Annotated in this window: 20 protein-coding genes, 1 tRNA gene and 1 riboswitch; of the genes, 12 read left to right on the plus strand and 9 right to left on the minus strand. The window is 65.5% G+C overall.

Annotated features, from left to right (window positions below; all coding sequences use genetic code 11):
* Positions 1 to 85: 85 nt before the first annotated feature.
* The 7 genes from HG718_RS11420 (at position 86) to HG718_RS11450 (ending at position 8,199) form a co-directional block, all read left to right on the plus strand.
* Positions 86 to 922, plus strand: coding sequence for a crotonase/enoyl-CoA hydratase family protein (locus HG718_RS11420; protein ID WP_160586852.1), 837 nt, complete (start codon positions 86 to 88; stop codon positions 920 to 922).
* Between the two features lie 41 nt (positions 923 to 963).
* Positions 964 to 2,358, plus strand: a complete 1,395-nt coding sequence (locus HG718_RS11425; protein WP_160586853.1) for a flavin-containing monooxygenase — start codon at positions 964 to 966, stop codon at positions 2,356 to 2,358.
* Positions 2,359 to 2,594: 236 nt separating this feature from the next.
* Positions 2,595 to 3,305, plus strand: a complete 711-nt coding sequence (locus tag HG718_RS11430) for a TetR/AcrR family transcriptional regulator (protein WP_244624791.1) — start codon at positions 2,595 to 2,597, stop codon at positions 3,303 to 3,305.
* A 45-nt stretch (positions 3,306 to 3,350) separates the two neighbouring features.
* A complete protein-coding gene (locus tag HG718_RS11435) occupies positions 3,351 to 4,448 on the plus strand; it encodes an alpha/beta hydrolase (protein ID WP_160586854.1) in 1,098 nt (365 codons plus the stop codon).
* A 23-nt stretch (positions 4,449 to 4,471) separates the two neighbouring features.
* The gene (locus HG718_RS11440; RefSeq protein ID WP_160586897.1) at positions 4,472 to 5,446 is read left to right on the plus strand and encodes an NADPH:quinone oxidoreductase family protein; all 975 of its coding nucleotides are present in this window, start codon (positions 4,472 to 4,474) and stop codon (positions 5,444 to 5,446) included.
* 85 nt (positions 5,447 to 5,531) lie between these two features.
* Complete coding sequence (locus HG718_RS11445) at positions 5,532 to 6,056, plus strand: hypothetical protein (RefSeq protein ID WP_160586855.1); 525 nt, start codon at positions 5,532 to 5,534, stop codon at positions 6,054 to 6,056.
* Between the two features lie 181 nt (positions 6,057 to 6,237).
* Positions 6,238 to 8,199: a glycosyltransferase family 2 protein gene (locus tag HG718_RS11450; protein ID WP_160586856.1), complete on the plus strand. Its 1,962-nt coding sequence runs from the start codon at positions 6,238 to 6,240 to the stop codon at positions 8,197 to 8,199.
* Here HG718_RS11450 and HG718_RS11455 read toward each other — a convergent pair.
* The 7 genes from HG718_RS11455 to HG718_RS11485 all read right to left on the minus strand — a co-directional run bounded on the left by HG718_RS11455 (position 8,196) and on the right by HG718_RS11485 (position 14,096).
* Complete coding sequence (locus tag HG718_RS11455) at positions 8,196 to 9,773, minus strand: VWA domain-containing protein (protein ID WP_160586857.1); 1,578 nt, start codon at positions 9,771 to 9,773, stop codon at positions 8,196 to 8,198. The genes HG718_RS11450 and HG718_RS11455 overlap by 4 nt on opposite strands.
* 174 nt (positions 9,774 to 9,947) lie before the next feature.
* A tRNA-Gly gene (locus tag HG718_RS11460) sits at positions 9,948 to 10,021 on the minus strand.
* Positions 10,022 to 10,067: 46 nt separating this feature from the next.
* A complete protein-coding gene (locus HG718_RS11465) occupies positions 10,068 to 10,844 on the minus strand; it encodes a gamma-glutamyl-gamma-aminobutyrate hydrolase family protein (RefSeq protein WP_160586858.1) in 777 nt (258 codons plus the stop codon).
* A complete protein-coding gene (locus HG718_RS11470) occupies positions 10,844 to 11,863 on the minus strand; it encodes an amidoligase family protein (RefSeq protein ID WP_160586859.1) in 1,020 nt (339 codons plus the stop codon). Before HG718_RS11470 ends, HG718_RS11465 begins: the two co-directional genes overlap by 1 nt.
* A 24-nt stretch (positions 11,864 to 11,887) precedes the next feature.
* Positions 11,888 to 12,571 (minus strand): LrgB family protein, encoded by a 684-nt coding sequence (locus tag HG718_RS11475; protein ID WP_160586860.1) that lies wholly within the window; start codon positions 12,569 to 12,571, stop codon positions 11,888 to 11,890.
* Positions 12,568 to 12,951 (minus strand): CidA/LrgA family protein, encoded by a 384-nt coding sequence (locus HG718_RS11480; RefSeq protein ID WP_244624792.1) that lies wholly within the window; start codon positions 12,949 to 12,951, stop codon positions 12,568 to 12,570. Before HG718_RS11480 ends, HG718_RS11475 begins: the two co-directional genes overlap by 4 nt.
* Positions 12,948 to 14,096 (minus strand): 2'-deoxycytidine 5'-triphosphate deaminase, encoded by a 1,149-nt coding sequence (locus HG718_RS11485; RefSeq protein WP_160586861.1) that lies wholly within the window; start codon positions 14,094 to 14,096, stop codon positions 12,948 to 12,950. The genes HG718_RS11480 and HG718_RS11485 overlap by 4 nt, the downstream gene beginning before the upstream one ends.
* Positions 14,097 to 14,278: 182 nt before the next feature.
* A riboswitch (SAM riboswitch) is annotated at positions 14,279 to 14,358 on the plus strand.
* Between the two features lie 77 nt (positions 14,359 to 14,435).
* On the opposite strand from HG718_RS11485, the gene HG718_RS11490 reads away from it, so the two are divergent.
* The 4 genes from HG718_RS11490 to HG718_RS11505 all read left to right on the plus strand — a co-directional run bounded on the left by HG718_RS11490 (position 14,436) and on the right by HG718_RS11505 (position 20,070).
* A complete protein-coding gene (locus HG718_RS11490; protein WP_160586862.1) occupies positions 14,436 to 15,641 on the plus strand; it encodes an O-succinylhomoserine sulfhydrylase in 1,206 nt (401 codons plus the stop codon).
* A gap of 76 nt (positions 15,642 to 15,717) precedes the next feature.
* Complete coding sequence (gene apaG / locus HG718_RS11495) at positions 15,718 to 16,161, plus strand: Co2+/Mg2+ efflux protein ApaG (RefSeq protein ID WP_160586899.1); 444 nt, start codon at positions 15,718 to 15,720, stop codon at positions 16,159 to 16,161.
* A gap of 99 nt (positions 16,162 to 16,260) precedes the next feature.
* Positions 16,261 to 17,751 carry a TrkH family potassium uptake protein gene (locus HG718_RS11500; RefSeq protein ID WP_205345627.1) on the plus strand — a complete coding sequence of 497 codons (1,491 nt, stop codon included), beginning with the start codon at positions 16,261 to 16,263 and terminating at the stop codon, positions 17,749 to 17,751.
* 303 nt (positions 17,752 to 18,054) lie between these two features.
* Entirely contained in the window at positions 18,055 to 20,070 is a 2,016-nt protein-coding gene (locus HG718_RS11505) for an SDR family oxidoreductase (RefSeq protein WP_160586864.1), read from the plus strand.
* 30 nt (positions 20,071 to 20,100) lie between these two features.
* Here the strand turns inward: HG718_RS11505 and HG718_RS11510 are convergent, their stop codons facing one another.
* Both HG718_RS11510 and HG718_RS11515 read right to left on the minus strand, forming a co-directional pair.
* Positions 20,101 to 23,343 carry an efflux RND transporter permease subunit gene (locus tag HG718_RS11510; protein ID WP_160586865.1) on the minus strand — a complete coding sequence of 1,081 codons (3,243 nt, stop codon included), beginning with the start codon at positions 23,341 to 23,343 and terminating at the stop codon, positions 20,101 to 20,103.
* 5 nt (positions 23,344 to 23,348) lie between these two features.
* A complete protein-coding gene (locus HG718_RS11515; protein ID WP_160586866.1) occupies positions 23,349 to 24,716 on the minus strand; it encodes an efflux RND transporter periplasmic adaptor subunit in 1,368 nt (455 codons plus the stop codon).
* Positions 24,717 to 24,763: 47 nt separating this feature from the next.
* Here HG718_RS11515 and HG718_RS11520 point away from each other — a divergent pair, with 47 nt between their 5' ends.
* Positions 24,764 to 24,967: a hypothetical protein gene (locus HG718_RS11520; protein ID WP_160586867.1), complete on the plus strand. Its 204-nt coding sequence runs from the start codon at positions 24,764 to 24,766 to the stop codon at positions 24,965 to 24,967.
* Positions 24,968 to 24,979: the final 12 nt, after the last annotated feature.

The raw sequence follows: 24,979 nt of genomic DNA on the forward strand, positions 1-24,979 counted from the left end.
GCAAGCGCATAGAAACTAGACCGAGGTACAGTTTTGGCTGTATGACTCAGGCAAAAGCAATCGGCAAAGTCAGGGAGAATGCAGCATGGGTGAGGTCACAGTACCGGTTTCGGACCGGGACGCATCGGCGGAGCCCGATGGCCGCATCACCGTCACGCGCCAGGGCCATGTGCTGCTGATGGGGATCGATCGTCCGGAAAAATACAACGGCCTGACGCCGAAGATGTTCTCGGAGCTGGCGGATGCCTTCACGCAGCTCGACGAAGACCCGGAGCTGCGCGTCGGTGTGCTTCATTCCTTCGGCAAGCACTTCACCGCCGGGCTCGAACTCACCAAGTTCGCCGAGGGCATGAAGAAGGGCGACAGCGTCACCGAGGAAAAGGCGCAGGCGCGCGTTGACCCGTTTGCGTTGAAGCGCAAATGCTCCAAGCCCGTCATCACCGCCGTGCAGGGCATCTGCTACACGGCGGGCATCGAGATGATGCTGGCGTCGGACATCGTCATCGCCTCGAAGGACACCCGCTTTGCGCAGCTTGAGCCGCGCCGCGGGCTGATGGCAACGGGCGGCGGCACGCTGCGCTTCATCGAGCGCTGCGGCTGGGGCAACGGCATGTATCACCTGCTCTTGTGCGACGGGGAATTCAGCGCCGACGAAGGCCTGCGCATCGGCATCGTGCAGGAAGTGGTGGAGCCCGGCACGCAGGTTGCGCGCGCCATCGAGCTGGCGAACCGGATCGCCACGCTGGCGCCGCTGGCGATCCAGGAAACCAAGCGCTCGGCCATGCTCTATGTCGAAGAGGGCGAGGCCGCGGCCAAGGCCGTGCTCGACCAGGTGCAGGCGAAACTGGCGAACACGGAAGATGCCGCGGAGGGCGTTCAGTCCTTCATCGAGCGGCGGGCAGGCAATTTCAAGGGCCGCTAGGCCCCGGCATATTCACCCCAATCGCATTTCAGGAGAGAAAGATGGCCGCACTTCCCAAATGCTGCGTGATCGGCGCCGGCCCCTCCGGCTTTTCCACCGCCAAGGCGCTTCAGGACCGTGGCATCCCGTTCGACTGTTTCGAGATGTCGGATGTCGTCGGCGGCACCTGGGCCTACAAGAACAAGAACGGGCTGTCGGCCTGCTACGAGTCGCTGCATATCGACACGTCGAAGTTCCGCATGTCGTTCGAGGATTTTCCGATCCCTTCCGACTTCCCGGACTTCCCGCATCACAGCCAGATCTTCCGGTATTTCAACGACTATGTTGACCATTTCGGCCTGCGGGAGAAGATCACCTTCAACACCGCCGTCACCCATGTGACGCAGGACAAGGACGGCCTGTGGCACGTCACCATCGACCGCTCGGCGGAGGGCGGACCGTCGTCGGAGACGCGCTATTACGATGCGGTCTTTGTATGCAACGGACATCACTGGGACGCGCGCTGGCCCGAGTTCGAGGGCATGAACGACTTCACCGGGGTGCAGATGCATTCGCACTCCTACCTCACCCCGTTCGAGCCGCATGACATGCGCGGCAAGCGCATCGTGGTGGTGGGCATGGGCAACAGCGCCATGGACATTGCCTCGGAACTGGCCCAGCGGCCGATTGCCGAGAAGCTGTTCGTCTCCACCCGGCGCGGTGTGTGGGTGATGCCGAAATACATCAACGGCAAGGTGGCCGACAAAGGCGCGATGCCGGCGTGGATTCCCCTGAGCGTGCAGCGCGCGCTTGGGCGGCGGATGATCAAGAAGCTGATCGGCAACCCGGAAAACTATGGCCTGCCGAAGCCGGATCACGAGCCGCTGGATGCACACCCGTCCGTGTCCGGAGAATTCCTCACCCGCGTCGGCTGTGGTGACATCACGCCGAAACCCAACATCAAGCGGTTTGACGGCGGCGTGGTGGAGTTTGCCGACGGCAGCCGCGAAGAGATCGACGTGGTGATCTATGCCACGGGCTACAACGTGTCCTTCCCCTTCATGGACGAGAATGTGGTGAAGGTCGTCGACAACCACGTGCCGCTCTACAAGCGCATCTTCGACCCCGGCAATCCCAGCCTGTTCTTCATGGCGCTGGCGCAGCCGCTGCCGACGCTCGTGAACTTTGCCGAGCAGCAGATGAAGCTCATCGGCCGCTATCTCACCGGGCAGTATGCGCTGCCTGATGCGGACGAAATGAAGCGCACCATCGCAGCGGACGACCACATGTATACGGGCCATTTCTACAAATCCGCCCGCCACACCATGCAGCTCGATTTCAACCGCTATGTCTGGGAGATGGACAAGGAGATCAAACGCGGGGCGAAGCGGGCTCAGGCAAAGCCCGGCCTGCCGGTGCCGCCGCGCGCCGCCCAGATGGGGGTGGCCGCCGAGTAAGCGGCCATGCCATGCACCGCCGCCGCCCGCGTAAAGGCAGCTATGCGCCAGCGGGCGGGCCGGTGGTTTGATGCTATGCGGCACGCGGTCTAGAATGGCCGCGAGTCATCAGGACCAGCCCGAAACTTACTGACAAGTATGTAAGCAGGCTTCGGGCGTGTTGGTATCAGACCTGACACGTTATCCTCGTCCGACGATCTCCAAGTCCGACATATCGCCGAGAGAGCCTGCGTTTCGTGAGCACAACGACAAAAACAGCCGACGCCACCCTTGCGGCCACAAGCGCGGCCGCCAGCCCGGCGGCAGGCAGTGCGGCCAGCCGTCCGTCCCGTCCGCTGTCGCAGATGGGCAAGCGCGAGCGGACCAAGGCTGAAAACCGGCAGGCCATTCTTGATGCGGCGCGGCTGGTGTTTGCCGAGCTCGGCTATGGCGAAACCACGGTGCGCGACATCATCCGCCGCACGGGCCTCGCTTCCGGCACCTTCTACAATTACTTCAAGTCGAAGGAAGAAGTGTTCCAGGCGCTGATGGACGCCAGCGCCCTGCGGATGCGCCCGCGCATCCGCGCCGAACGTATCCGGGCGGCGAATTTCGAGGAATTCATCTCCGCCAGCTTCAGGGCCTATTTCGACTACATCGCCCAGGACGAGGAGATGCACCGCATCATCCGCCGCAAGTCCGGCGCGATGCGTGTGCGGATGGATACGCCGGAAGTGGTGGCGGTGTTCGATGAACTGCATCTCGACATCGAGCGCGCCATTGCCCAGGGCGTGCTGCCCAATGTGGACCCGGACTATCTGACCGCCGCTTTCGTGGGCATTGCCTTCGAAGTGGGCGACATCATGCAGACGCGCGACCCGTTCGATGCGGACGAGGCGGCGGAATTCGCCACCAAACTGTTCCTCGGCGGCGTAAACGCCCTGCCAAGGCTGCCTGAAACCAAGTAGACTGCTTCCCGAACAAGAATGATCTGATCGGGAAGGAGGCGCTTGATGAGTGCCCAACAATTCATTGCACGCATGATGATGCGCCTGCCTGCGGGCATGCTGCGCTCCATGTCCAAGGGCGCGGTGCTGACCGTGGATGGCCGCGAAATCGACCCCGGCGTCGGCTTTCTTACCGCGCAGGCGGGCAAGGGTCCGGGCATCCACACCATGCCTGCCGCCGACGCGCGCGAAGCCACCCGCGCCGGCTTTGCCATGATGAACGCCAAGCGCTCCTCCGATGTGGGGGTGACGGAACTCACCCTGCCGGGGCCTGACGGCCCGCTGCAGGCACGGCACTACTGGCCGCTTACCGGCAAGCAGAGTGACGCGCTGGTGGTCTATTTCCACATGGGCGGCTGCGTCATCGGCGATCTTGATACCTGCGACCATTTCTGTTCGCTGATTTCCGCGCGCACCGGCGCGGGCGTGATTTCCGTCGATTATCGTCTGGCCCCGGAACATGTGTTTCCCGCAGCAGCGCAGGATGCCATCGCCGCCTTCAAATGGGTGCGTGACAACGCGGCCCAGTTCGGCGGCCGGCCGGACAATGTGGCCGTGGGCGGCGACAGTGCCGGGGGCAATCTCTCCGCCGTCGTTGCGCAGGAAATGAAGCGGCTGGGCGAACAGGGCCCGAGCGTGCAGCTTCTCATCTATCCGTGGGTCGACACGGTTGACCGGACCGGTTCCATGGAGAGCTGCGGGCAGTGCGTGCCGCTGGACACGCAGACCATGGAATATTTCGAAGGCCTCTACATGGCAGGCGACGTGGACAAGGCGGGGCCCTATGCCTCGCCCGGCCGCACGGAAGACCTTGCGGGCCTGCCCCCCGCCCTCATCTACACGGCAGGCTTCGACCCGCTGCGCGACCAGGGCGAAGCCTATGCGCGGCGCCTGGAAGACGCGGGCGTGAAGGTGACCTTCCGCGAATATGGCGACCTGCCGCATGGCTTCACCGCCATGAGCGGGGTGTCGCGCCGGGCAAAGGACGTGAATATCGAGATCGTCGATGATCTCGGTACGGCGCTGGCCGCGGCCGAAGCTTCCACGCGCCCCTCGCCTTCCCCCTCCCAGACAGCCGCCACGCAGGACCAGGCGGCCTCATGAGCGGGGACGCAGGGCTGGGCCGGATGCGGGCGGTGCGGGTCAACGCGCTGTCCGAAGACATTACCGCTGTGGACATGGAAGAGATTGACCTGCCCGCCCCCGGCGAGGGGGAGGTGCAGATCCGCATTCGTGCGTGTGCGGTCAATTTCCCTGACCTCTTGATGGTGCAGGGCAAATATCAGTTCAAGCCGCCGCTGCCGTTCACGCCGGGCATGGAGGCTGCGGGCGATATTGTGGCCGTCGGCCCCGGCGTCTCGGCCTTTGCGCCCGGCGACAAGGTGGTGGCGGGGCTGCGCACCGGCGGCATGGCGGAAGGCGCGAACACACCTGCCGCAAGCTGCCGGGCGATGCCTGAGGCCATGAGCTATGAAGAAGCGGCGGGCTACACGACCGCCTATCTCACCGCCTATGTGTCGCTGGTGCGGCGCGGCCATCTTGAGGCGGGCGAAACGCTGCTGGTGCATGGCGCGGCCGGCGGCGTGGGCATGGCGGCGGTTGATCTTGGCAAGCAGATGGGCGCAACCGTGATCGCTACCGCCAGCTCGCAGGAGAAGCTGGACGTGCTGGCTGACCGCGGCGCCGACCACGTGATCAATGTGGCGGACGGCTTCAAGGACCGGGTCAAGGAATTGGCCGGCGGACGCGGGGCGGATGTCATCTATGACCCGGTCGGCGGTGACGTGTTCGATGAAAGCGTGCGCTGCATCGCCTGGGGCGGGCGGCTTCTGGTCATCGGCTTTGCCAGCGGGCGCATCCCCGACATCTCGGTCAACATGCCGCTGATCAAGGGTTTCTCCGTGGTCGGCGTAAGGGCGGGCGAATATGGCCGCCGCGACCCGGAAAAGGGTGCCGAAAACATCGCCGCCATCGATGCGATGGCCGCAAAGGGCACAATTCGGCCATATGTTTACGCCAGTTTCCCGCTGGATCAGGCTGCGGAGGCGATGTGCCAGTTGCGCGACAGGCGGGTCATCGGCAAAGTGGTCGTTACGCCGTGAGTATTGCGGCTTTTTTCACATCAACAGGGGGCCATGCCCATACCGCGCGGGGTGCCAGAGCGGGGTGGAGACATGGTGAAACAGGATGATCAAGCAAACTCTTACGCTGACCGCTGCTGCGGCGCTGGCTCTGGGCCTGGCCGCATGTGACGCGAGCAATGACGAAGAAAACGCCGGCAACGCCATTTCCGACGCCGTGGAAAGCGCCTCGGAAGCGGTGAGCGAAGCAGCTGATTCCGCTGCCGAAGCCACGAGCGACGCCGTTGACGCCACCATGGAAGCCGCGGGCGACGCCGCGGATGCCGCCGAGGAAGCCGTCAATGACGCGATGAATGCCGCGTCCGACGAGGCTGCCGAAGCTGAAGAAGCTGCCGAGGATATGGCCGCTGACGCCGAAGCCGGTGCCGAAGAAGCTGCCGCTGACGTCGAAGCCGGGGCGGAAAACGCCGCTGCTGAAGCCGAGGCCGCTGTCGAGGACGCCGCTGCTGCGACTGAGGAAGCTGCCGAGGAGGCCGCTGCCGAGACCGAAGCCGCCGCTGAAGCTGCTGCCGAGGAAGTCGAGGAAGCTGCCGAAGAGACCAAGGACGCGATGGAAGGCCAGGCTCAGTAAGCCAGCCCCATTCCTGTCTGACAGGCATGAAGCCCGGTTCCGCCCCTGAAGGGCGCGGAGCCGGGCTTTTTCGTGCGCGGGGCCGTCTTTAAGGCGGATTTTGACTTACACAACCTTTTGCTACTTTTGCGATTATTGGCTAGGCTGCGCGGGCAGGCAGGCAATAATGCGAAGGTAGGCCGTGGCGGACCGACCCGTGGCCGGCGATACGCTGCGGCAACCGCTGGGGGCGGTGCTGCGGGACGCCGGGCTGATCTCCGAACAACAACTCGTCCAGGCGCTGGACGCGGCGGCGGCATGGGACGTGCCGCTGGGTCAGGCGGTGCTGGCGCTGGGCTTCGTCTCCCCGCAGGCGCTCTACGGGGCGCTGGCGCGGCATCTGCACCTTCCCTTCATCGACGTGCTGAAGACCCCGCCGGACACACGGCTGTTCAAGGCCGAGCATCTTGATTTCTATCAGGCGGCAGAAGCGATCCCCATCCGCCGGGAGGGAACGCGGCTGGTTCTGGCGACGCCCGACCCGCTGATGGCGGCACGCGTGATTGCCGAACGGCGGGCACTGGGCCTGGCAGTGCCGGAAGACGAGTTCGGCTTTGCCATCACTGCGCGGCTGGATGTGCTGTGGACGCTGCAACGGCAGTTTGAAACCGTGCTGCAGCATCGCGCCCAGCTGACACTGGATGAGCGGCAACCGGAATTCTCCGCCCGCAGCGGGCTGACCCCGGCGCAGGGCATGGTGTTCGGTGTGATTGCCATGGCGGTGCTTATAGGCGTCATGGCAGCGCCGGGGCTGACGGCGGTCGTGGTCAACACGGTGCTGGGGCTGTTCTTCCTGGCGTTCCTGATCCTGCGCGGCGTTTCCATCCCCGTCGGCCTGGCGGCGCAGGCACTGCGGCAGCGGGATCATGATTTGCCGGAGGACCAGGACCTGCCGGTCTATACGATCCTGGTGCCGCTTTATCAGGAGGCGGAGGTTCTGCCGCTGCTGGCGCGCGCCCTGCGGCGGCTTGACTATCCGCGCGCCAAGCTCGACATCAAGCTGATCCTCGAGGCCGATGACCGCGATACCGTCGCCATGGCAAAACAGCTGGGGCTCGAGACCTATGTGGAGCTGGTGCTGGTGCCACCGTCGCAGCCGCGCACCAAGCCCAAGGCGTGCAACTACGCCCTGCAATTTGCGCGCGGCGACTATGTCGTCATCTTCGACGCGGAAGACCAGCCCGAGCCGCAGCAGCTGAAAAAGGCGGTTGCCATGTTTGCCCGCGCGGGGCCGGAGATTGCCTGTCTGCAGGCACCGCTGACCTACTTCAACGCCTCGGAGAATTGGCTGACACGGCAGTTCACCATCGAGTTCAACATGTGGTTCGACCTGCTGTTGCCGACCATCGAACGGCTGGGCATGCCGATCCCGCTGGGCGGCACATCCACCCATTTCCGTATCGAGCCGTTGCGCGAGGTGGGCGCGTGGGACCCGTACAACGTGACCGAAGACGCGGATCTCGGCATCCGGCTGGCGCAGCGCGGCTATCGCTGCGCGATCCTGGATTCGACCACCTATGAAGAAGCCAATTGCGAGTTGGGCAACTGGCTGCGGCAGCGGTCACGCTGGCTCAAGGGCTATGCGCAGACATGGATGGTGCATATGCGCGATCCTGCGGGCCTGTGGCGCAGCCTCGGGCCGACGGGGTTTCTCGGCTTCCAGCTGATGATCGGCGGGTCGCTGATCTCCGCCCTCGCCCACCCGCTGGTGTGGATCGCCGCCGCCGTCGGGCTGATGCTCAACGGCTCGGCACTGGCGCTGATGACCGCACCCGGCGTGCCGATGCTGCTCATCCTGTTCAACATGACGCTGCTGACCGGCGGCTATCTGGTATCGGTGGCGGCGGGCATCGTGGCGGTGCGCCAGCGGGCAAACCGCGACCTCATTCCTTACGTGTTTTCGATCATCTTCTACTGGCCGCTTTTGTCGGCGGGGGCCTATCTCGCCATGTGGCAGCTCGCGACAAAGCCGCATTACTGGGAGAAGACCCGGCATGCCATAAGCCGGGCCAGCCGCGCGCAACTGGCGCAACTGGCCCGGCATTCAGCACTGCAGGAGGATGGGGTGGATACGGACCAGGCAGTCCGGGTGCCGGCTGACTAGTAGAGCCCCAGCCCCTGCAGTGTTGAAGGTCCGGCAACGCCGTCGCGCTTCAGGCCCTGGGCGGCCTGGTAGCTGTCGACCGCGGATTTGAGATCTTCCGTATAGGTCCCATCGACGGGACCGGCCCAATAGCCCGCATCGGCCAGCGCCTGCTGCAGGCGTTCGACCTCAAGGCCCTCATCGCCCACCTCCAGCTGATAGCCCGCCCGCTTGCCGGACTTGGCCTGGTAGAGGCGCTGCTTGGTACTCTTGAGGTAGGCGGCCTGCGCGTCGGGCGCGGCCGCGCTTGCCATCTGCTCGCGCTCCACGTCCAGCGCCTCCAGCTTGGCGGCAAGGCGGCCGTCATCATAGGCGGCGGCCTGGCCGGAAACCGTGTCGGACAGGATCGTCATCAGGCTTTCGGCCTTGGCGCGGTCTCCGGCCTCGAAGGCTGCAACAGCTTCAAGATGCGCCCGCTCCGCCTTGACGAGGGCGGCCTCGACGGCGACGGCCTCGTTGCTGGCCTTCCTGATCACCTCAGCATCATCGCTGGTACGCAGGGTCACCGGGACGGACAGGACGTGCGTCTCACCGGTGCGGGCATCGGTGAAGGTGACGTCCATGTCGCCCAAGGCAAGAGCGGCGACATCGGCGGCATCCAGCTCAAGGCGCAGCAGCAGGGTCCGCGTCTCCCCGGCGAACATGTCGCCCAGGGCCATATCGCGGGCATCGTCCACGTCGTCGGAAAGGATCTCGATCTTCTCGATGACGCCGCCTCCCTCGAGCTGCAGGCGGATGTCGCGCGCCGTGGTACGGATCAGGGTCGACAGCTCTTCTTCAAAGATGCGGGCGATCTGGTTGGGATGCTCCACATAGTGATACTGGCCGGCGCCGTTTTCGGCGATCGACTGCATGAGGTCCTCGTCATAATCAAGGCCGAGGCCGATCGTCGAAATGCGCACGCCGTCGCGGCGGGCGCGGCGTACTTCGCGGGCGATGTCGCGCGGCTCGGTGATGCCCTGATTGGCCAGGCCGTCGGACAGCAGGATGACGCGGGTGAGGTCGTCGGCATCATAGGTGCGCAGCACTTCATCGGCGCCGCGCAGCATGCCGCCTGTGAGGTTGGTGCTGCCGCGCGGGGTCAGCCGGTCGATACGGCGGTGGATCTCGCGCGCATTCTCCACCGGCGCGGACGGCCAGAGAACATTGATCTCGTCGTCATATTCAACGATCGCCACCCGGTCGCGGCGATCCAGCAGGTCGACGATCTTCTTCGCCGCGCGCTTGGCATAATCAAGCTTGCCGCGATCCTCCATGGAGCCGGAGCGGTCGAGCACCAGGGCGAGGTTCACCGGCGGCCGTTCGGCAAGACCCGGCCAGGCAGCCCGCGGGGCGTGGATTTCGATCATCATGTGGATGGTTGCGCGCTCGCCGCGCGGGATGACCGGCTGGTCATAGCTCACCGTGGCGGTGAGGGCATCGGACTTCGCGTGAGCCGGCGCGGCGAAGGCGCCGAGCGCCAGCAGCAAGGCAAAGGCGATGGCGGCAAACAGCCCGGCGCGCGCAAGGCGGCCGTCAAGTTCATGCAGGACCATGAACGTCTCCTCCCCTGTTGGCATGCGCCGGGGGAGCAGGCAGCCCTGCCCCGGCGCGTCACATCAGGGGTCCGGGTATGGGCGTCCAATGGGGCGATGCGCGGGACGCAATGTGGCGCGTCCAAGGCAATGCCATGGTCATTTACGGGCGGGGATTTTTTAAAAGGGGCGCGCTGGAGCGGGTGAAGGGAATCGAACCCTCGTCGTCAGCTTGGGAAGCTGCTGCTCTACCATTGAGCTACACCCGCGGCCGGTCAGCGCCGACGCCGCGGCAGCGCGGAGCGAGAACCTACGTCAGCGGGCGGGCGTCTGACAAGCGGGATTGCGCGGGGAACCGGCGGTTTGAGATCCATCGCGGTGCTGCGCGTGGGCGCGGGCCTCGGCAATGAAATGGCGGTAAAGCGCCCGGTGGCGGTGCTGCCAGACGAGCCATTCCGGATGCCACTGGACGCCGAGGCGGAACGGGCCGTCTGTGTCCGGCACGGCTTCCACCGCCTGGACAATGCCGTAGGGGTCGGCGGCTGAGACGCGCAGGCCCGCGCCTGTTTGCTTCACAGACTGGTCGTGCAGAGCGTTGACCTTGAGCGCGCGGGTGCCGGTGATGCGTTCAAGATGGCTGTCGGCGGTAACATGGACGAGGCGGCGCGGACGCAGGGTGCGCACGGGCGGGGCGTGGGGATAGGCGTCGGCCACATTGTCATGCAGGGTGCCGCCCGCATGGATATTGAGAAGCTGCATGCCCCGACAGATGCCGAGCACAGGCTTGCCGCACTCAAGTGCGTGGTCGAGCAACGCCAGCTCGAACCTGTCGCGGCTGTGGCCTGCTTCCGGGTCGGGGCGGGCCGTCCCGGCATAGACGGCCGCCGCCACATCAAGCCCGCCGGTAATGACGAACCCGTCCAGCGCTTCCACATCGGCCACCCAGTCCGGCCGCATGGAGACGGGTACACCGCCCGTCAGGCGGACGGCGAAAGCATCCACCCAGCGCTTGAAGGGCCAGCGGCGGACAGAGCCGGTGATGCCGATACGAGGCCGGGCGGGACGACGGGGGCCGGTGCGGGCGGCCGGCATCAGGCACCCTCCCGGCCCGACAGGGCGGCCACCACATGGGCGGGCAGGCTGCGGGCGCTGCGCCACGCCTCTGCCGCCTCATGGCGCAGCCCGTCATCGGCGGCCAGCATCTCCACCATCACCCAGCGGTTCCACTCGGTGATGGGTGACCAGTCCGGTTCGTCCAGGCGGCAATTGGGCAGGCGGTAGTGAAAGGTGGGGCGCGCGTTGATCTTCTCGTCCGGCAGGGCATCGCGCACCTGGTCCTCCCTCAGGAAGGCGAAGACCGGCAGCATGTCCAGCTCGCGGTTGCGGGTGGGGTTGTGGGCGATGTAGTCGGCGATCAGGGTCTCGAGGTCCGGCGCATAATCGTCGGCGGTGACGAGCGCCGTGTACTCATCCGGGAACGGATCAATGAAGGGGCCGAGCTGACGGATCAGCGGGATGCCGGTCTGCTGCCGCAGCCAGTGGGACAGCAGCAAATAGGCCGACAGGACCGATGTGAGATAGGCTGCGTCGCGCCGCGCCACTTCCGGGTTGAGGTGCAGGCCGAAGCCGCCGAACACGGACCGGGATGTGCCCGTGGCCCCGGCGGAGGCCAGCGCGTCGCACAGGCCGGGCAGCATGGCCACATGGGGATGCGGCATGGGCGGGGTGATGACCTCGATGGGCAGCCAGAAATCCAGCAGGTCGCCGATCAGCGGACCGGCCGTATCCGGCAGGGCTTCAAGCTCGCGGCGGATGTCGTCCGGCGTGTTGTCAGGCAGCAGGGCCGGCCAGTCGGGCCCGACGGCGCGGAGGAAATCAGGCTTGGCCCAGCGGGTGTCCAGCTCGACAGTGATGTCGCCGATGCGGCTGCCCATGACCTTGCTGTGGTGGCGGTCACGGGCAGCGATGTCCCCGCCCAGATTGGCCGCGACAATGGCAGCGGCATCCGCTGCCGTGAGACCGCCGAACTCGAGCTCGATTCCGAGGCGGCGGACGGCACCCTGTTCCGTTTCCGGAAGCGGCAAATCGGCTGGGCCCTTGGGTTTGCTCATGGACCAACAGATAGGGCGGGAGCGTCAGCCAAACAACCAGAGCAGCAGCCAGGGCAGCAGCAGCGCCGTGACGATGCCGTTGAGGCCCATGGCGACGCCGGAGAAGGTGCCCGTCTCCTCGCCTTCCTGAAAGGCGCGGGCGGTGCCGATGCCATGGGCGGCAGTGCCCAGCGCCACGCCATGGGCCTCCGGGTCGCGGATGCCGAGGCGGTTGAGCAGCCAGGGGCCGAGCACCGCGCCGACAATGCCGGTGACGATGACGATGGCAGCAGCGAGTGACGGCAGGCCTGCGGTCACCTGCGCGATGCCCATGGCGATGGGGGTGGTGACGGATTTGGGTGCCAGCGACAGGAGCGACGGGATGCTCGCCCCCAGCGCCCAGGCGGAGATCAGCGCGACACTGACCGCCGTGACGGAGCCTGCGGCGATGCCGAGCAGCAGCGGGCCAGCGGCGGCGCGCACCTTGGGCCAGTTGCGGTAAAGCGGAATGGCCAGCGCCACGGTGGCCGGGCCGAGAAGCAGCAGCAGCCAGATGCCGCCCTCGGCATAGGTCTCATGCGGGGTGTCGGTCGCGACCATCAGCGCGATCACCGGGAGGGACGCAACCAGCACCGGGTTTGCGAGCGGGTGACCGTTGACGCGGCGGGCGAGCGCGCGGGCGGCTGCATAGCTCACGAGAGTGACGATGATCCAGGCAAGGGCGATCATGGTGCGTGCCCGCTGCTTTTGTTCCGTGCCCAGAGAAAGACGGCGGCGGCGACAACGAGGCCTGCCAGCGTCGACAGGATGATCGCCACCGTGAGCGCCGCCCCGTCGCGCGCCAGCAGCGCCAGATGCGCCATCAGCCCGACGCCTGCGGGCACGAAGAACAGGTTGAGGTGACGCAGCAGCAGATCGGCCAGACGCCCGAGGCCCGCCGGGATGCCGCCTGAGACAGCCAGCACGCCGAGCAGCAGCACCAGCCCCGCGACGGGGCCGGGGATCGGCAGGCCGAGGCCCTGCATCGCGGCGGTGCCGATGATCTGCGCGAGGATGAGCGCCAGCGCGGCGGCGGCAAGGCCCGTGGCCGTGGTGGCACGGCGCTTCACCGGGACCGGCCCGGCACCGCGAAATGCTTGGAGAGCTTGAGGCCCTGGCGCTGATAGTTGGACCCAAGCTCCTGGCCATATAGCGAGGCGGGGCGCGCGGTCATGTGCTCATAGACAAGGCGGCCGATGATCTGGCCGTGCTCGAGGATGAAGGGCACCTCGTGGCTGCGCACCTCAAGCACCGCGCGGGACCCTGCGCCATCAGCTTCCGCGGCGCCGAAGCCGGGATCAAAGAAGCCCGCATAATGCACGCGGAACTCACCTACCAGCGGGTCATAGGGCACCATCTCGGCGGCATAGTCAGCGGGGATCTGCACGGCCTCGCGGCTGGCGAGAATGTAGAATTCGTCCGGGTCCAGAATGATGCGGTTCTGGCCGCGCACATGGACCGGGTCCCAGAACTCAAGCGGGTCGCAGGCGCCGACGGCGTCCACGTCGATCAGCCCGGAATGGCGTTTGGCGCGATAGCCGACGAGCCCCTCGGGCCCCTCGCCCACAAGATCCACACTCAGGGCAATGCCGCGGGTATCGTTGATGGCGTCTGACGGCGAGCCGTCCGGCACGGTCACAAGCCCTTCATCGGCCTGCAGGCGCAGCATCTCGTCCGGCGCGACGGCGGCCTCGCCCTGGCGCAGGCGCAGCTGGGACAGGCGCGAGCCGGTGCGCACGAGAATTGAGAAGGTGCGCGGGCTGATCTCGGCATAAAGCGGGCCTGAATAGCCGTCGGCGATCTGGTCGAATTCGACAGCGCCATCGGTGATGACGCGGGTAAAGACATCAAGCCGGCCCGTCGAGCTTTTGGGATTGGCGGCGGCGGCAAGGCCCGGCGGAAGCGTGAGGCTTTCAAGCAGCGGCACCAGATAGACGCAGCCGGTTTCCAGCACCGCACCGTCGCGCAGGTCGATCTCGTGCAGCTTCAGGCTGTCGAGCTTGCGGGCCACGGGCTCGCCGGGGCCGGGCAGGAAGCTGGCGCGCACGCGATAGGCCTTCTCGCCCAGGCGCAGGTCAAGGCTCGCTGGCTGGATCTGCCGCGGGGCCAGGGGCCGGGCCAAGGTGATGACGCCTTCGTCCACGAGCGCTGCGATCTCCTGCGCGGGCAGGATGCCGGGGGGCGTGTCGGTGAGGGGGCGCGGGGCGGCTGTCATGAGGCGGGCTTTGATGATGTGGGCGCTGATTATGAACGCTCTGGGGGCGAAATCCCCGGAAATGGCGAGAAATGGTGGGTCGATGAGGGTTCTAGCATAGACCGATTCACCTGTGCTTGACCCAATTTGCGCTGAGGCGTATGACACGCCGTCGCTTGGGCGGTCCATCGAGACCCCTCACAAGCGTATCCCGTGGTGATTTGAGCCGACCGGCTTGCGGCCACGTTAAACAACCGTGCTAAAAGGTCGGACGGGCGCCCCCCGGCCTTTTTATGTTGGTCCGCCAGATGGCAGGCAACAGGCCGGGTTTTCTTTTGGGCGTTTGAAGGAGATGGCCCGATGGGCAAGTCCAGCACCACCACTTCCTCAGACCGCAAGCTGCGCCCGCAGACCGAGATGGTTCACGGCGGCACGCTGCGCACTCCCTTCGGCGAGACCTCCGAGGCCATGTTCCTGACCTCCGGCTATGTCTATGAGACGGCCGAGCAGGCGGAAGCGCGCTTCAAAGGCGAGGATGACGGCTTTGTCTATTCGCGCTTCGCCAACCCGACGGTGCGGATGTTCGAGGAGCGGATGATCGCGCTGGAAGGGGCGGAAGCGGCCCGCGCCACGGCCACGGGCATGGCGGCGGTGACGGCGGCGATGCTGTGCCAGCTGTCCGCCGGCGACCATGTGGTGGCGGCGCGCGCCCTGTTCGGCTCCTGCCGCTACATCGTGGAAGACCTGCTGCCGCGGTTCGGTATCGAGAGCACGCTGGTGGATGGCTGCGACCTCGACCAGTGGCGCGCTGCCCGGAAGCCGAACACCAAAGTGTTCTTTCTCGAAACACCCACCAATCCGACGCTGGACGTGATCGACCTCAGGGCTGTTGCCGAAATCGCACATGAGGCGGGCGCGCGGCTGGTGGTGGACAATGTGTTCGCGACGCCGGTTCTGCAGAAACCCTTGGAATTCGGCGCGGATGTGGTGGTTTATTCGGCCACCAAGCACATTGACGGCCAGGGCCGCTGCCTAGGCGGCGTGGTTCTGGGATCGGATCAATTCGTGACGGACCACTTGGCAAACTTCTTGCGGCAGACCGGGCCGGCGTTGAGCCCGTTCAACGCCTGGGTCATGCTCAAGAGCCTGGAGACACTGGATTTGCGAGTCCGCCGTCACTGCGAGAATGCCATTGCGGTCGCCGATTTCCTCGGCAGCCAGGAAAAGATCGCGCGCGTGATCTATCCGGGCCGGGCGGATCACCCGCAGCACAATCTCGCCAAGGCGCAGATGGACATGCCCGGCAACATGATTGCCTTCGAGGTTCAGGGCGGCAAGGAGGCGGCATTCCGTCTCGCCAACCGGCTTGAAGTCATCAAGATCAGCAACAATCTCGGCGATGCGAAGAGCCTGATCACGCATCCCGCCACCACAACCCACCAGCGGCTGACGCCGGAAGCGCGTGCGGAACTGGGCATCTCTGATGCCATGCTGCGCCTTTCGGTCGGTCTTGAAGATGCCGCTGACCTGACAGAGGATCTCGGCCTGGCGCTGGATGCTGCCTGACCCGCACCACGTGGGGGCAGCCTGCCCGGTCCGACGGATACAAAGGACGCCTGCAGATATGGAAGACCCGATTTTCATGGAATTCGCCGATGCGGACTTCGACGGCGCGGCGGAGGACCAGGAGTTCTTCTACGATGCGCTGACGCGCGGCATCCGCGTGCGCGTGCGTCCGATCTATCTGGACGACCAGTCGGAACCCTCCGAGGACCATTATGTGTGGGCCTATGAGGTGGAGATCGAAAACGAAGGCAGCGAGACGGTGCAGCTCACCGACCGCTACTGGCGCATCACCGACGCCTTCGGCCGTGTGCAGGAAGTGCGCGGCGACGGCGTGGTGGGCGAGCAGCCGGTAATCGAGCCGGGGGAATGCTTCGAGTATTCCTCCGGTGCGCCGCTGCCGACCCCGTCGGGCATCATGTCGGGCACCTATGGCATGGTTGCGGGCAATGGCGACCGGTTCGACGTCACCATCCCGGCGTTTTCGCTGGACAGCCCGCACGATTACCGCAGCGTGAACTGACGGCGCGCAGCCTTCATGCGGCCTGCGCCCGGCGCAGAAGACCGGATGCGCTGCCCCCGTCCGATGATCTAGACTGGCCGCCCACATGAATCACGCGTCATGACTGCTGCCAGCAACAACAACACTCTCGGCGTCGGCCTGTTCGACATCCGCCCCATCGTGCTGGTGGTGGGTATCCTGCTCGTGACGCTGGGCATCGCGATGCTGCTGCCGGCGCTGTATGACGCGGCGGTCTCCAACCCGGACTGGAAGGTGTTCCTTGCCTCCGCCGTGGTGACCTCGTTCTTCGGTGTCTCCATGGCGCTGATGACCTGGGGCAGCGCGGGCACCATGACGCTGAAGCAGGCCTTCGTGCTGGTGCCGGCGGTATGGGTGGCGCTGGTGACCTTCGGTGCCCTGCCCTTCCTGTTTTCCGAATTGCAGCTGTCGATCACCGACGCGTTTTTCGAGAGCATGTCGGGCATCACCACGACGGGCTCGACGGTCATCTCCGGCCTCGACACGACGCCGCCGGGGCTGCTGCTGTGGCGGTCGCTGCTGCAATGGCTCGGGGGCATCGGTATCATCGTGATGGCGGTCTCCATCCTACCGATCCTGCAGGTGGGCGGCATGCAGATGTTCAAGGTGGAAGCCTTCGACACGCCGGAAAAGGTGCTGCCCAGCGCCGCCGCCCTAGCGGGCTCGATCACCGTTGTCTATGTGAGCTTCACCGTGCTGGCCGCAATCGCCCTGTGGGCTGCGGGGATGAGCTTCTTTGACGGCATCAACCACGCGATGACAACCATCGCCACGGGCGGTTATTCCACTCGCGACGCGTCGGTGGGCGCGTTCGACAGCGGGCTCATCCACTACATCATCACCGCCGGCATGATCTTCGGCAGCCTGCCCTTCGTGCTCTATATCCAGGCGCTGCGCGGCAAGGCATCACCCCTTTTCCGCGACACGCAGGTGCAGACCTTCATCGGCATCATCCTGGTGGCCACAGCGGCGATGGTGACCTACCAGATGCTGCAGCAGCCGGGGGTGGATGTTGAAGAGCGGCTGCGCGCGTCGATCTTCAACGTGGTGTCGATCCTGACTGGCACGGGCTACGCCACCGAGGATTATGGTTCCTGGGGGCCGTTTGCCAGCATCGTGTTCTTTACACTGATGTTCATCGGCGGCTGCTCAGGCTCCACATCCTGCGGGCTCAAGATCTTCCGCGTGCAGGTAATCACGGCGGTGGCGCTGAGCCATCTGCGCCGGATGATCTATCCGCACGGGGTGTTCATCCCGAAATACAACCGCCGGGCAATTCCGGAGAATGTCTCCGCCTCGGTGATGAGCTTCTTCTTCCTGTTTATCGCCTGTTTCGGCACGCTGGCCCTGCTTTTGACCTTCACCGGCCTCGACCCGGTGACGGCCCTGTCGGCGGCGGCGACGTCGATCGCCAATGTGGGGCCGGGGCTCGGCGCGGAAGTGGGCCCCTCAGGCAATTTCGCCGGACTTCCGGACGCTGCCAAATGGCTGATGTCGCTCGGCATGCTGCTGGGGCGGCTTGAGCTGTTCACCGTGCTCATCCTGCTGTCGCCGGTGTTCTGGCGCTCCTGACACACGCTCACCGAAGACCGGTGGCCACTTTTCCTGCAATTGCAGTTTTTCCCTTGTCGCAATCGCGGACGGAAAACCGGTGGCCACTTTTCCTGCAATTGCGCTTTTCCCCCTTGTCGCAATCGCGGACGGAAAACCGGTGGCCACTTTTCCTGCAATTGCGCTTTTCCCCCTTGTCGCAATCGCGGACGGAAAACCGGTGGCCACTTTTCCTGCAATTGCTCTAGTCTTTCAGGCAAGAACCGGGAGGTGGTGCCGTGAAGAGCCTGCCCCCAGACATATGTCCGCATCGGGGAGGCTTTGATGGACAGTTTTGTAACGGGCGCGACCGGCTTTATTGGCCGACACCTGGTGGAGAAGCTCCTTGCGCGCAAGGGCAAGATCCACGTGCTGGTACGGTCCGGCTCCAAGGGCAAGCTGAAAGCACTGATTGAGGAGCTGTCGGAGAAGTATCCCGACGCCGACAAGCGCATCATCCCGGTGACCGGTGACCTCGGCAAGGCGCGGCTGGGAGTGAGCCCCAAGCAGATCACGGCCCTGTCGGGGAAGATCGGCAATGTCTTCCACCTCGCCGCCATCTACGACATCGCCAATGAGGACGCCGCCAGCCAGATCACGGCCAATGTGGACGGCACGCGCAATGCGGTGACCTTCGCGGAGGCGGTGAAGGCCAAATGCTTCCACCACACAAGTTCCATCGCCGCGGCTGGCCTGTTCAGGGGCTATTGGCGCGAGGACATGTTTGAGGAGTGGGAAGAGGACAACCATCCCTATTTCCGCACCAAGCATGATTCCGAAAAAGTGGTGCGCGAGGAATGCACCGTCCCCTGGCGCATCTACCGGCCGGGCATCGTGGTGGGCCATTCCAAGACCGGCTTTATCGACAAGATCGACGGGCCCTATTTCTTCTTCAAGATGCTGCAGCGCCTGCGCAACGCGCTGCCGCGCTGGCTGTCGCTGGTGGGGCTTGAAGGCGGGCACATGAACATCGTGCCGGTGGATTTCGTGGCCGACGCCATGGACCACATCGCCCACAAGGCGGGCCTCAACGGCAAGACCTTCCACCTCACCAACCCGGACAGCATGCCGGTGGGTGACGTGCTCAACACATTTGCGCGGGCGGGCCACGGGCCGGAATTCGCCATGCGGATCGACGCAGGCCTGTTCGGCTTCATTCCCAAGGCGGTGCGCGACGGGATCAAGAACCTGCCGCCGGTACGCACCATCACCGACGGGGTGCTGTCGGATCTCGGCATTCCGCGGGCCACGCTCAAATTCTTCAACTACCCCACCAAGTTCGACAGCCGCGACACCCAGGCGGCACTGAAGGGGTCGGGCATTTCCTGTCCGCAACTGCGCGACTATGCGCCGGTGCTGTGGGATTACTGGGAGCGCAATCTCGACCCGTCCCTGTTCCAGAACCGCACCCTGTCCGGTGCCGTGAAGGGCAAGGTGGTGGTGGTGACCGGTGCCACCTCCGGCATCGGCCTGGCAATTGCCGAGAAGCTGGTGGCGGCCGGTGCCGTCACCGTGATTGCCGCCCGCACGCCGGAGAACCTAGCGGAGACAAAAGCGCTGCTGAAGAAAAAGGCGCGCGGCAATGGCGGCGAGGTCCATGCCTACCAGCTTGATGCTGCGGAGATCGACAGCTGTGATGCCTTCGTGAAGAAGGTGATCGACGATCTGGGCCGGGTGGATGTGCTGGTCAACAATGCCGGCCGGTCAATCCGCCGCTCGGTGCACCTGTCCTATGACCGTTTCCATGATTTCGAACGCACGATGCAGCTCAACTATTTCGGCGCGCTGCGGCTGATCATGGGCTTCCTGCCGCACATGGTGGAGCAGAACGGCGGCACCATCGTGAACATCCTGTCGATCGGCGTGCAGGCCAACCAGCCGCGCTTCTCGGCCTATGTGGCATCGAAGGCGGCACTGGGGGCGTTCTCCTCCTGCGCGGCACCGGAGTTCCAGCACAACAACATTCACTTCTCGAATGTCTATATGCCGCTGGTCCGTACACCGATGATCGCGCCCACCAAGATGTATGACCACGTGCCCACCCTGTCGCCGGACGAGGCGGCGGGGCTGATCGCCAAGGCCATCGTCGAGAAACCGACAAGCGTGAGCACCCGCCTGGGTACCTTTGCGCAGGTGCTGTGGGCGCTGGCGCCGAAGGCGATGAACACGGTGTTCAACACGACCTACCGGCTGTTCCCGGATTCTGCCGCCGCCAAGGGCGAGCCCGGGGAAGGCAAGCCGCATACGCCCAGCAACGAAGCCGTGGCGCTGGCCGCGCTTACCCGCGGCATTCACTGGTAGGGCGCATACGGAATATTACTCACCAGGACACTACTCACCAGGGCGGGGGATGCGGCGGATATTGCCGTTATCCCCCGTTCCGTTTTCAGCATCCTCGATGGCTTCCGCATCCACGTCGATGACGCGGGCCGAACGCTTGCGGCCGAAGCGGCGGCGCACATCCTCCTGGATACCCAGCACGGCCGGCACCACCAGCAGCACCAGGAAGGTGGCGGTGGCCAGACCCCAGGCCAGCGTGATGGCCATGGGCAGCAGGAACTGGGCCTGCAGGCTGGTTTCAAACAGGAGCGGTGCGAGGCCACCAACGGTGGTGAGCGAGGTGAGCAGCACCGCGCGCAGACGGTCCTGCACGCCGCCGATCACGGCCGCACGCACGTCGTCGCCCTCATCCATGCGGTTGTCGATCTGGTCCACGAGGATGATGGAGTCGTTGACCAGAATGCCGGCAAGGCCGAGCAGGGCCACAAAGCTCAGGAGCGTGAGGTCAAAGCCCATGACGAGGTGGCCCAGCACCGCGCCGACAAGGCCGAAGGGAATGATCGACATCACAACGATCGGCCGCACATAGGAGGCGAAGACCCAGGCGAGGATGATGTAGATGGCAATGAGCGCCATCTGCGCGCCGAGACCGAGATCGCCAAAGGCTTCCGCCTGCTCCTCGGCGCGTCCGGAGAAATCGAAGGCGAGATTGTATTTCGCGGCGATCTCCGGCAGGCCGCTGGTGCGCAAGGCGGCGACGACCTGGTTGGAATTGGTGACGGTGGCGTCCACTTCGGCGGTTACCGACACGAAGCTCTTGCCGTCTTCCCGGCGCAGGCGGGAGAAGCCCTGCTGCTCACGGATGGTGACCACTTCGGTGAGCGCCACCTCCTGGCCCGTGGGCGTACGCAGATAAAGCTCCTCCAGCGCGCGGGTGCGCTCACCTTCCGGCAGCTGTACGCGGACGGTCACTTCCTCTTCCTGGCGCGCGAAGCGCTTGGCGATGGCACCTTCGAACGCGTTGCGCACCTGGCGGCCGACGCTTTCGGTGGTGAAGCCGAGGGCCGCCCCGCGCGGGCTGACTTCCAGCACCAGCTCTTGCTTGCCGTAGGGCAAGTCATCCTCGATGTCTGACACGCCCTCAAAAGTGGCCAGCAGGTCGCGCACTTCGAGGGCGGCTTCCTTGAGGGTGCGGGGATTGCCGCCGGTGAGGCGGATGTCGAGGTCGCGGCCCGGCGGCCCGCCCTGGCGCTCGGTGAGGGCAATGCGCTCAATGCCCGGCAGGTCCGGCAGCTCAGCGCGCCAGGCCTCAATCACGTCGCGGGTGCGGACGGTGCGCAGCTCGGAAGCGAGCAGTTCCACCTGCAGATTGCCGCGATTGTCGCCGGACGTGACGCTGAAGGAGCCACCGGTCTGGCCGACGGTGCCATAGGCCATGCGGGTGAGCGCGCCGCGCTCGCCGGCGAGCTTCTCTTCGGCGCGGGCGAGCGCTTCGTCGATCTGGCCGAGGGCGTCGGCGGTCACCTCGCGCGGCGTGCCGGGGGCGAAGACAACCGACGCGGTCACCGTGTCGGCCTCCGGCGAGGGGAAGAACTGGAAGCCGACGCGGCCTGTCACCATCAGGCCGATGCAGATGATAAAGGCGGCGATGGCGAGCGATACCGTGGTGTAGCGGTTGTCGTAGGCGCTGGCGATCAGGCGGCGGAAGGGGCCGGTGCGGAACGCATCCAGGTGGCGGTTGAACCAGATATGGAACCGGCTCTGCGTCATCGGGCCTTCCAGCGCGTGGCGCATGTGGCCGGGCAGCACCAGGAAGCATTCGATGAGGCTGGCGGCCATCACCGCCATAACCACCATGGGCATGGCGGAAAGAAGCTGGCCGATGATATCGCCGATTAGCAGCACCGGCGCGAAGGCCGCGACCGTGGTGAGAATGGCCGCGAGCACGGGGCCGAACATGCGGCGACCGCCGAGATAGGCTGCGACGGTGGGCGGGTAGCCGCGCTCTCTCAGGGTCGTGGCATGCTCGCCCACCACAATCGCGTCATCGACAATGATGCCGATGGTCATGATCAGCGCAAAGAGCGAAATCATGTTGATGGACTGGCCGGTGGCGAGCATGGCCGCCAGGGTGGCCATCATCGCCACGGGAATGCCGGCGGAGACCCAGAAGGCGACGCGGGCATTGAGAAATACGAAGAGGATGACCAGCACCAGCACGAGACCGCCGACACCGTTTTTCACCAGCAGCATGATGCGGTCCACCACCAGGTCCGCCTGCACGTCGAACATCTCGATCCGCAGGGTCGGCGGCAGGGTGGGCTTCAGCTCCTTCAGGGCCGTCTCGACACTTGCCTGCACTTCCAGCGTGTCAGCGGTCAGCGCGCGCTGGATATCGAGCTTGATGGCGAGATCGCCGTTGCGCAGGCCGGTGGGCTGATCCTCATCGAAGCCGTCGCGGATCATCGCCACGTCTTCGAGGCGCACCTTCTCGCCGGTGCCGAGGGATTTGAGCTCGATCTTGCCGAGCGCACCCGCATCAGTGGCAAGGCCGATGGAGCGCAGCTGCTTTTCCTGCGCGCCTTCCAGCGTGCCGGAAGGCAGGTCCTGGCTTATCTGGCGGATGCGGCCTGCGACATCGGCGACGGACAGGTCCAGCCGCCGCAGGTCCGCCTCGGCGATCTCCACCACCAGCTCCGGGTCGCGCACGCCGGTCATCACCACGCGGTCGGCACCGGCATCTAGCAGCACGTCGCGGATGTCCTTGGCGTAGGCGCGCAGGGCGCTTTCAGTGAAGGGGCCGGAGATGGCGAGCGCTGCCACGGATTCATAGAAGATGGCGCGGCTGATGGTGGGGCGTTCGCTGTCTTCCGGCAGGGTGGTGATGCTGGAGACGGCCTGCTCCACATCGGCCTGGGCCTTCTGCATGTCGGTGCTGGAGGTGAATTCGATCACCACCTGAGCGACGCCCTCACGGGCATAGCTCTGCACCTTGTCCACCCCGTCGAGGAAGCGCACCTCCGGCTCGATGGCATCGATGATGTTGCCTTCCACGTCCTCGGCGCTGGCGCCGGGCCAGATGATGGAAAGGGAAATGGTCGGAATTTCCGTCTTCGGAAAGAACTGCGTGTTGAGCTGGGTGAGCGCGTAGAAGCCCGCCACCAGCAGCATGCCCATCAGCAGATTGGCCGCATTGCGGTGCGTGACGAAGAAGCCGAGCAGACCGCTGGGCCGGTCCGCATCGGCAATGCGGCGCGGGGCCTGGTCCGGTCCGAAGGGCTGATGGTCGCTCATGGCGCTCAGGCTCCGCCGGACTGGATATCGACACGGACGCCGGGGCCGGCCTCGTTGAAGCGGGTGACCAGCACCTGGTCGCCCTCGGCCAGGTTGCCGGACACCAGGATGCCCTCCGGCGTGCGGGTGGCGACCTCTACCTTGCGCGGCTCGAGGCGCCCGTCGACGATGGCGTAGATGGTGTCGCCGTCAAACAGCGCGGTCTCCGGCAGCAAGGCCACCTGGGTGTAGCGGGTGTCGGGAAGGCGCACTTCAACGAAGGCACCCGGGCGCAGCGGGGTTTCGGTTCCCTTGGTCTCGAGGCGGGCAAAGGCTTCAACGCCGCCGGAGGCTGCGGAGATTTCCGCCCCCACGCGCTCGATGGTGGCGGTGTATTCCAGCGTGCGCCCGCCGACGCGCCACAGCACGGTGGCCGGGCGGCCGGTGACCCGGCCCTCGGCGGCGATGATGCGGCCATATTGGGCATCGGTCAGGGTAAAGCGGGCTTCCAGACGATCCGCATCCGTCAGATCTGCCAGCCGGTCGTTGAGGCCCACGCGCTTGCCCTGCTCGGCAGCGACGGAGCCGACAAAGCCCGTGAACGGCGCGACAATGCGCGTGTTGCCGAGATCGCGCTCGGCGCGGCGCAGGGCCACTTCGAGACGCTGGATCACGGCCTCCTGCTGCTCCACGCGGGACAGTTCCTGCGCCACATTGCTTTCGCGCTGGTCCACCTGCGCCTGCTGCTGGGCGACAGCGAGGCGGCGGTCGTCCACCGTGGCCTGGGAGATGTTGCCGGACTTCGACAGGCGGACGGCGCGGTTGAGGTCGCGCTGGCGGATGGTGAGCTGCTGGCGGGCATTGGCCAGTGCTTCGTCCTCCAAGGCCGCGCGGGCCTTGATCTCGGCAAGGCGGGCCTTGCCCTCTGAAAGGGAAGCCACGGCGTCATCGCGGGCGGCTTCATAATCGAACGGGTCAATCAGCACCAGCGTGTCACCGGTGGAGACGATGCCGCCTTCCCGGAAGTTTTCGCCGGTCTCGAGGATTTCGCCGGCGACGAGCGCGCGCAGCTCCACCTTGCGACCGGCGACAACCTCGCCGAAGACCTGTAATTGCGGCTGGATGTCGGTGAAGGTGACGGCGGCGGCGCGCACGGTCCAGCTGCGCTCCTCCGGCGGCTCGGGGGTGAGCGTCGGCTGGGTGGCGCGCAGCACCATGAAGATGCCGATGGCGCCCGCGAGGATGAGCAGCGGCATGAAGCGGCGCCACCACGGGCGGCGGGGGGCGTCTTCCGGTGTCAGCGCCTCATCGGGATAGCCGGGGCGCCGGCGCTCCACCGCGCGGGCATCGCCGCGGGGGCTGCGGTCGTCATCCTCATACCGGCCCAAACTCATCCGTCTTCCTTCCCAAAGGCGTCTTCTGCTGCCATTCCGGCGGCCGCATGGCGGCGGATCGCACGCATTATGCGGCGGCAAAGATGAACCGTAAGCCGCCAGAAAGCCGCATCCCGGCCCAAATGCACCCGGCATTCACGCCATCAGACATGGTATACGACCCAAAGCCCACCAATGGTTTCAGCAAATTCACGGGTTTTTCCGGGAATTTGGGGGCTTTCAGACGTATTGAACGCCGCGATCCGGCATGATCCGTCGCCTTT

This window comes from Pyruvatibacter mobilis (assembly GCF_012848855.1).
Classification (GTDB): domain Bacteria; phylum Pseudomonadota; class Alphaproteobacteria; order CGMCC-115125; family CGMCC-115125; genus Pyruvatibacter; species Pyruvatibacter mobilis.

Bases quoted from the DNA above. Each gene is read 5' to 3' on its own strand.
- HG718_RS11470 (WP_160586859.1), bottom strand. From the start codon at position 11,863: ATGAGCAAACCCAAGGGCCCAGCCGATTTGCCGCTTCCGGAAACGGAA.
- HG718_RS11455 (WP_160586857.1), bottom strand. From the start codon at position 9,773: ATGGTCCTGCATGAACTTGACGGCCGCCTTGCGCGCGCCGGGCTGTTT.
- HG718_RS11515 (WP_160586866.1), bottom strand. From the start codon at position 24,716: ATGAGTTTGGGCCGGTATGAGGATGACGACCGCAGCCCCCGCGGCGAT.
- HG718_RS11420 (WP_160586852.1), top strand. From the start codon at position 86: ATGGGTGAGGTCACAGTACCGGTTTCGGACCGGGACGCATCGGCGGAG.
- apaG (WP_160586899.1), top strand. From the start codon at position 15,718: ATGGAATTCGCCGATGCGGACTTCGACGGCGCGGCGGAGGACCAGGAG.
- HG718_RS11435 (WP_160586854.1), top strand. From the start codon at position 3,351: ATGAGTGCCCAACAATTCATTGCACGCATGATGATGCGCCTGCCTGCG.
- HG718_RS11465 (WP_160586858.1), bottom strand. From the start codon at position 10,844: ATGCCGGCCGCCCGCACCGGCCCCCGTCGTCCCGCCCGGCCTCGTATC.
- HG718_RS11510 (WP_160586865.1), bottom strand. From the start codon at position 23,343: ATGAGCGACCATCAGCCCTTCGGACCGGACCAGGCCCCGCGCCGCATT.
- HG718_RS11425 (WP_160586853.1), top strand. From the start codon at position 964: ATGGCCGCACTTCCCAAATGCTGCGTGATCGGCGCCGGCCCCTCCGGC.
- HG718_RS11445 (WP_160586855.1), top strand. From the start codon at position 5,532: ATGATCAAGCAAACTCTTACGCTGACCGCTGCTGCGGCGCTGGCTCTG.
- HG718_RS11485 (WP_160586861.1), bottom strand. From the start codon at position 14,096: ATGACAGCCGCCCCGCGCCCCCTCACCGACACGCCCCCCGGCATCCTG.
- HG718_RS11520 (WP_160586867.1), top strand. From the start codon at position 24,764: ATGGCGGCGGATCGCACGCATTATGCGGCGGCAAAGATGAACCGTAAG.
- HG718_RS11475 (WP_160586860.1), bottom strand. From the start codon at position 12,571: ATGATCGCCCTTGCCTGGATCATCGTCACTCTCGTGAGCTATGCAGCC.
- HG718_RS11505 (WP_160586864.1), top strand. From the start codon at position 18,055: ATGGACAGTTTTGTAACGGGCGCGACCGGCTTTATTGGCCGACACCTG.
- HG718_RS11490 (WP_160586862.1), top strand. From the start codon at position 14,436: ATGGGCAAGTCCAGCACCACCACTTCCTCAGACCGCAAGCTGCGCCCG.
- HG718_RS11500 (WP_205345627.1), top strand. From the start codon at position 16,261: ATGACTGCTGCCAGCAACAACAACACTCTCGGCGTCGGCCTGTTCGAC.
- HG718_RS11440 (WP_160586897.1), top strand. From the start codon at position 4,472: ATGCGGGCGGTGCGGGTCAACGCGCTGTCCGAAGACATTACCGCTGTG.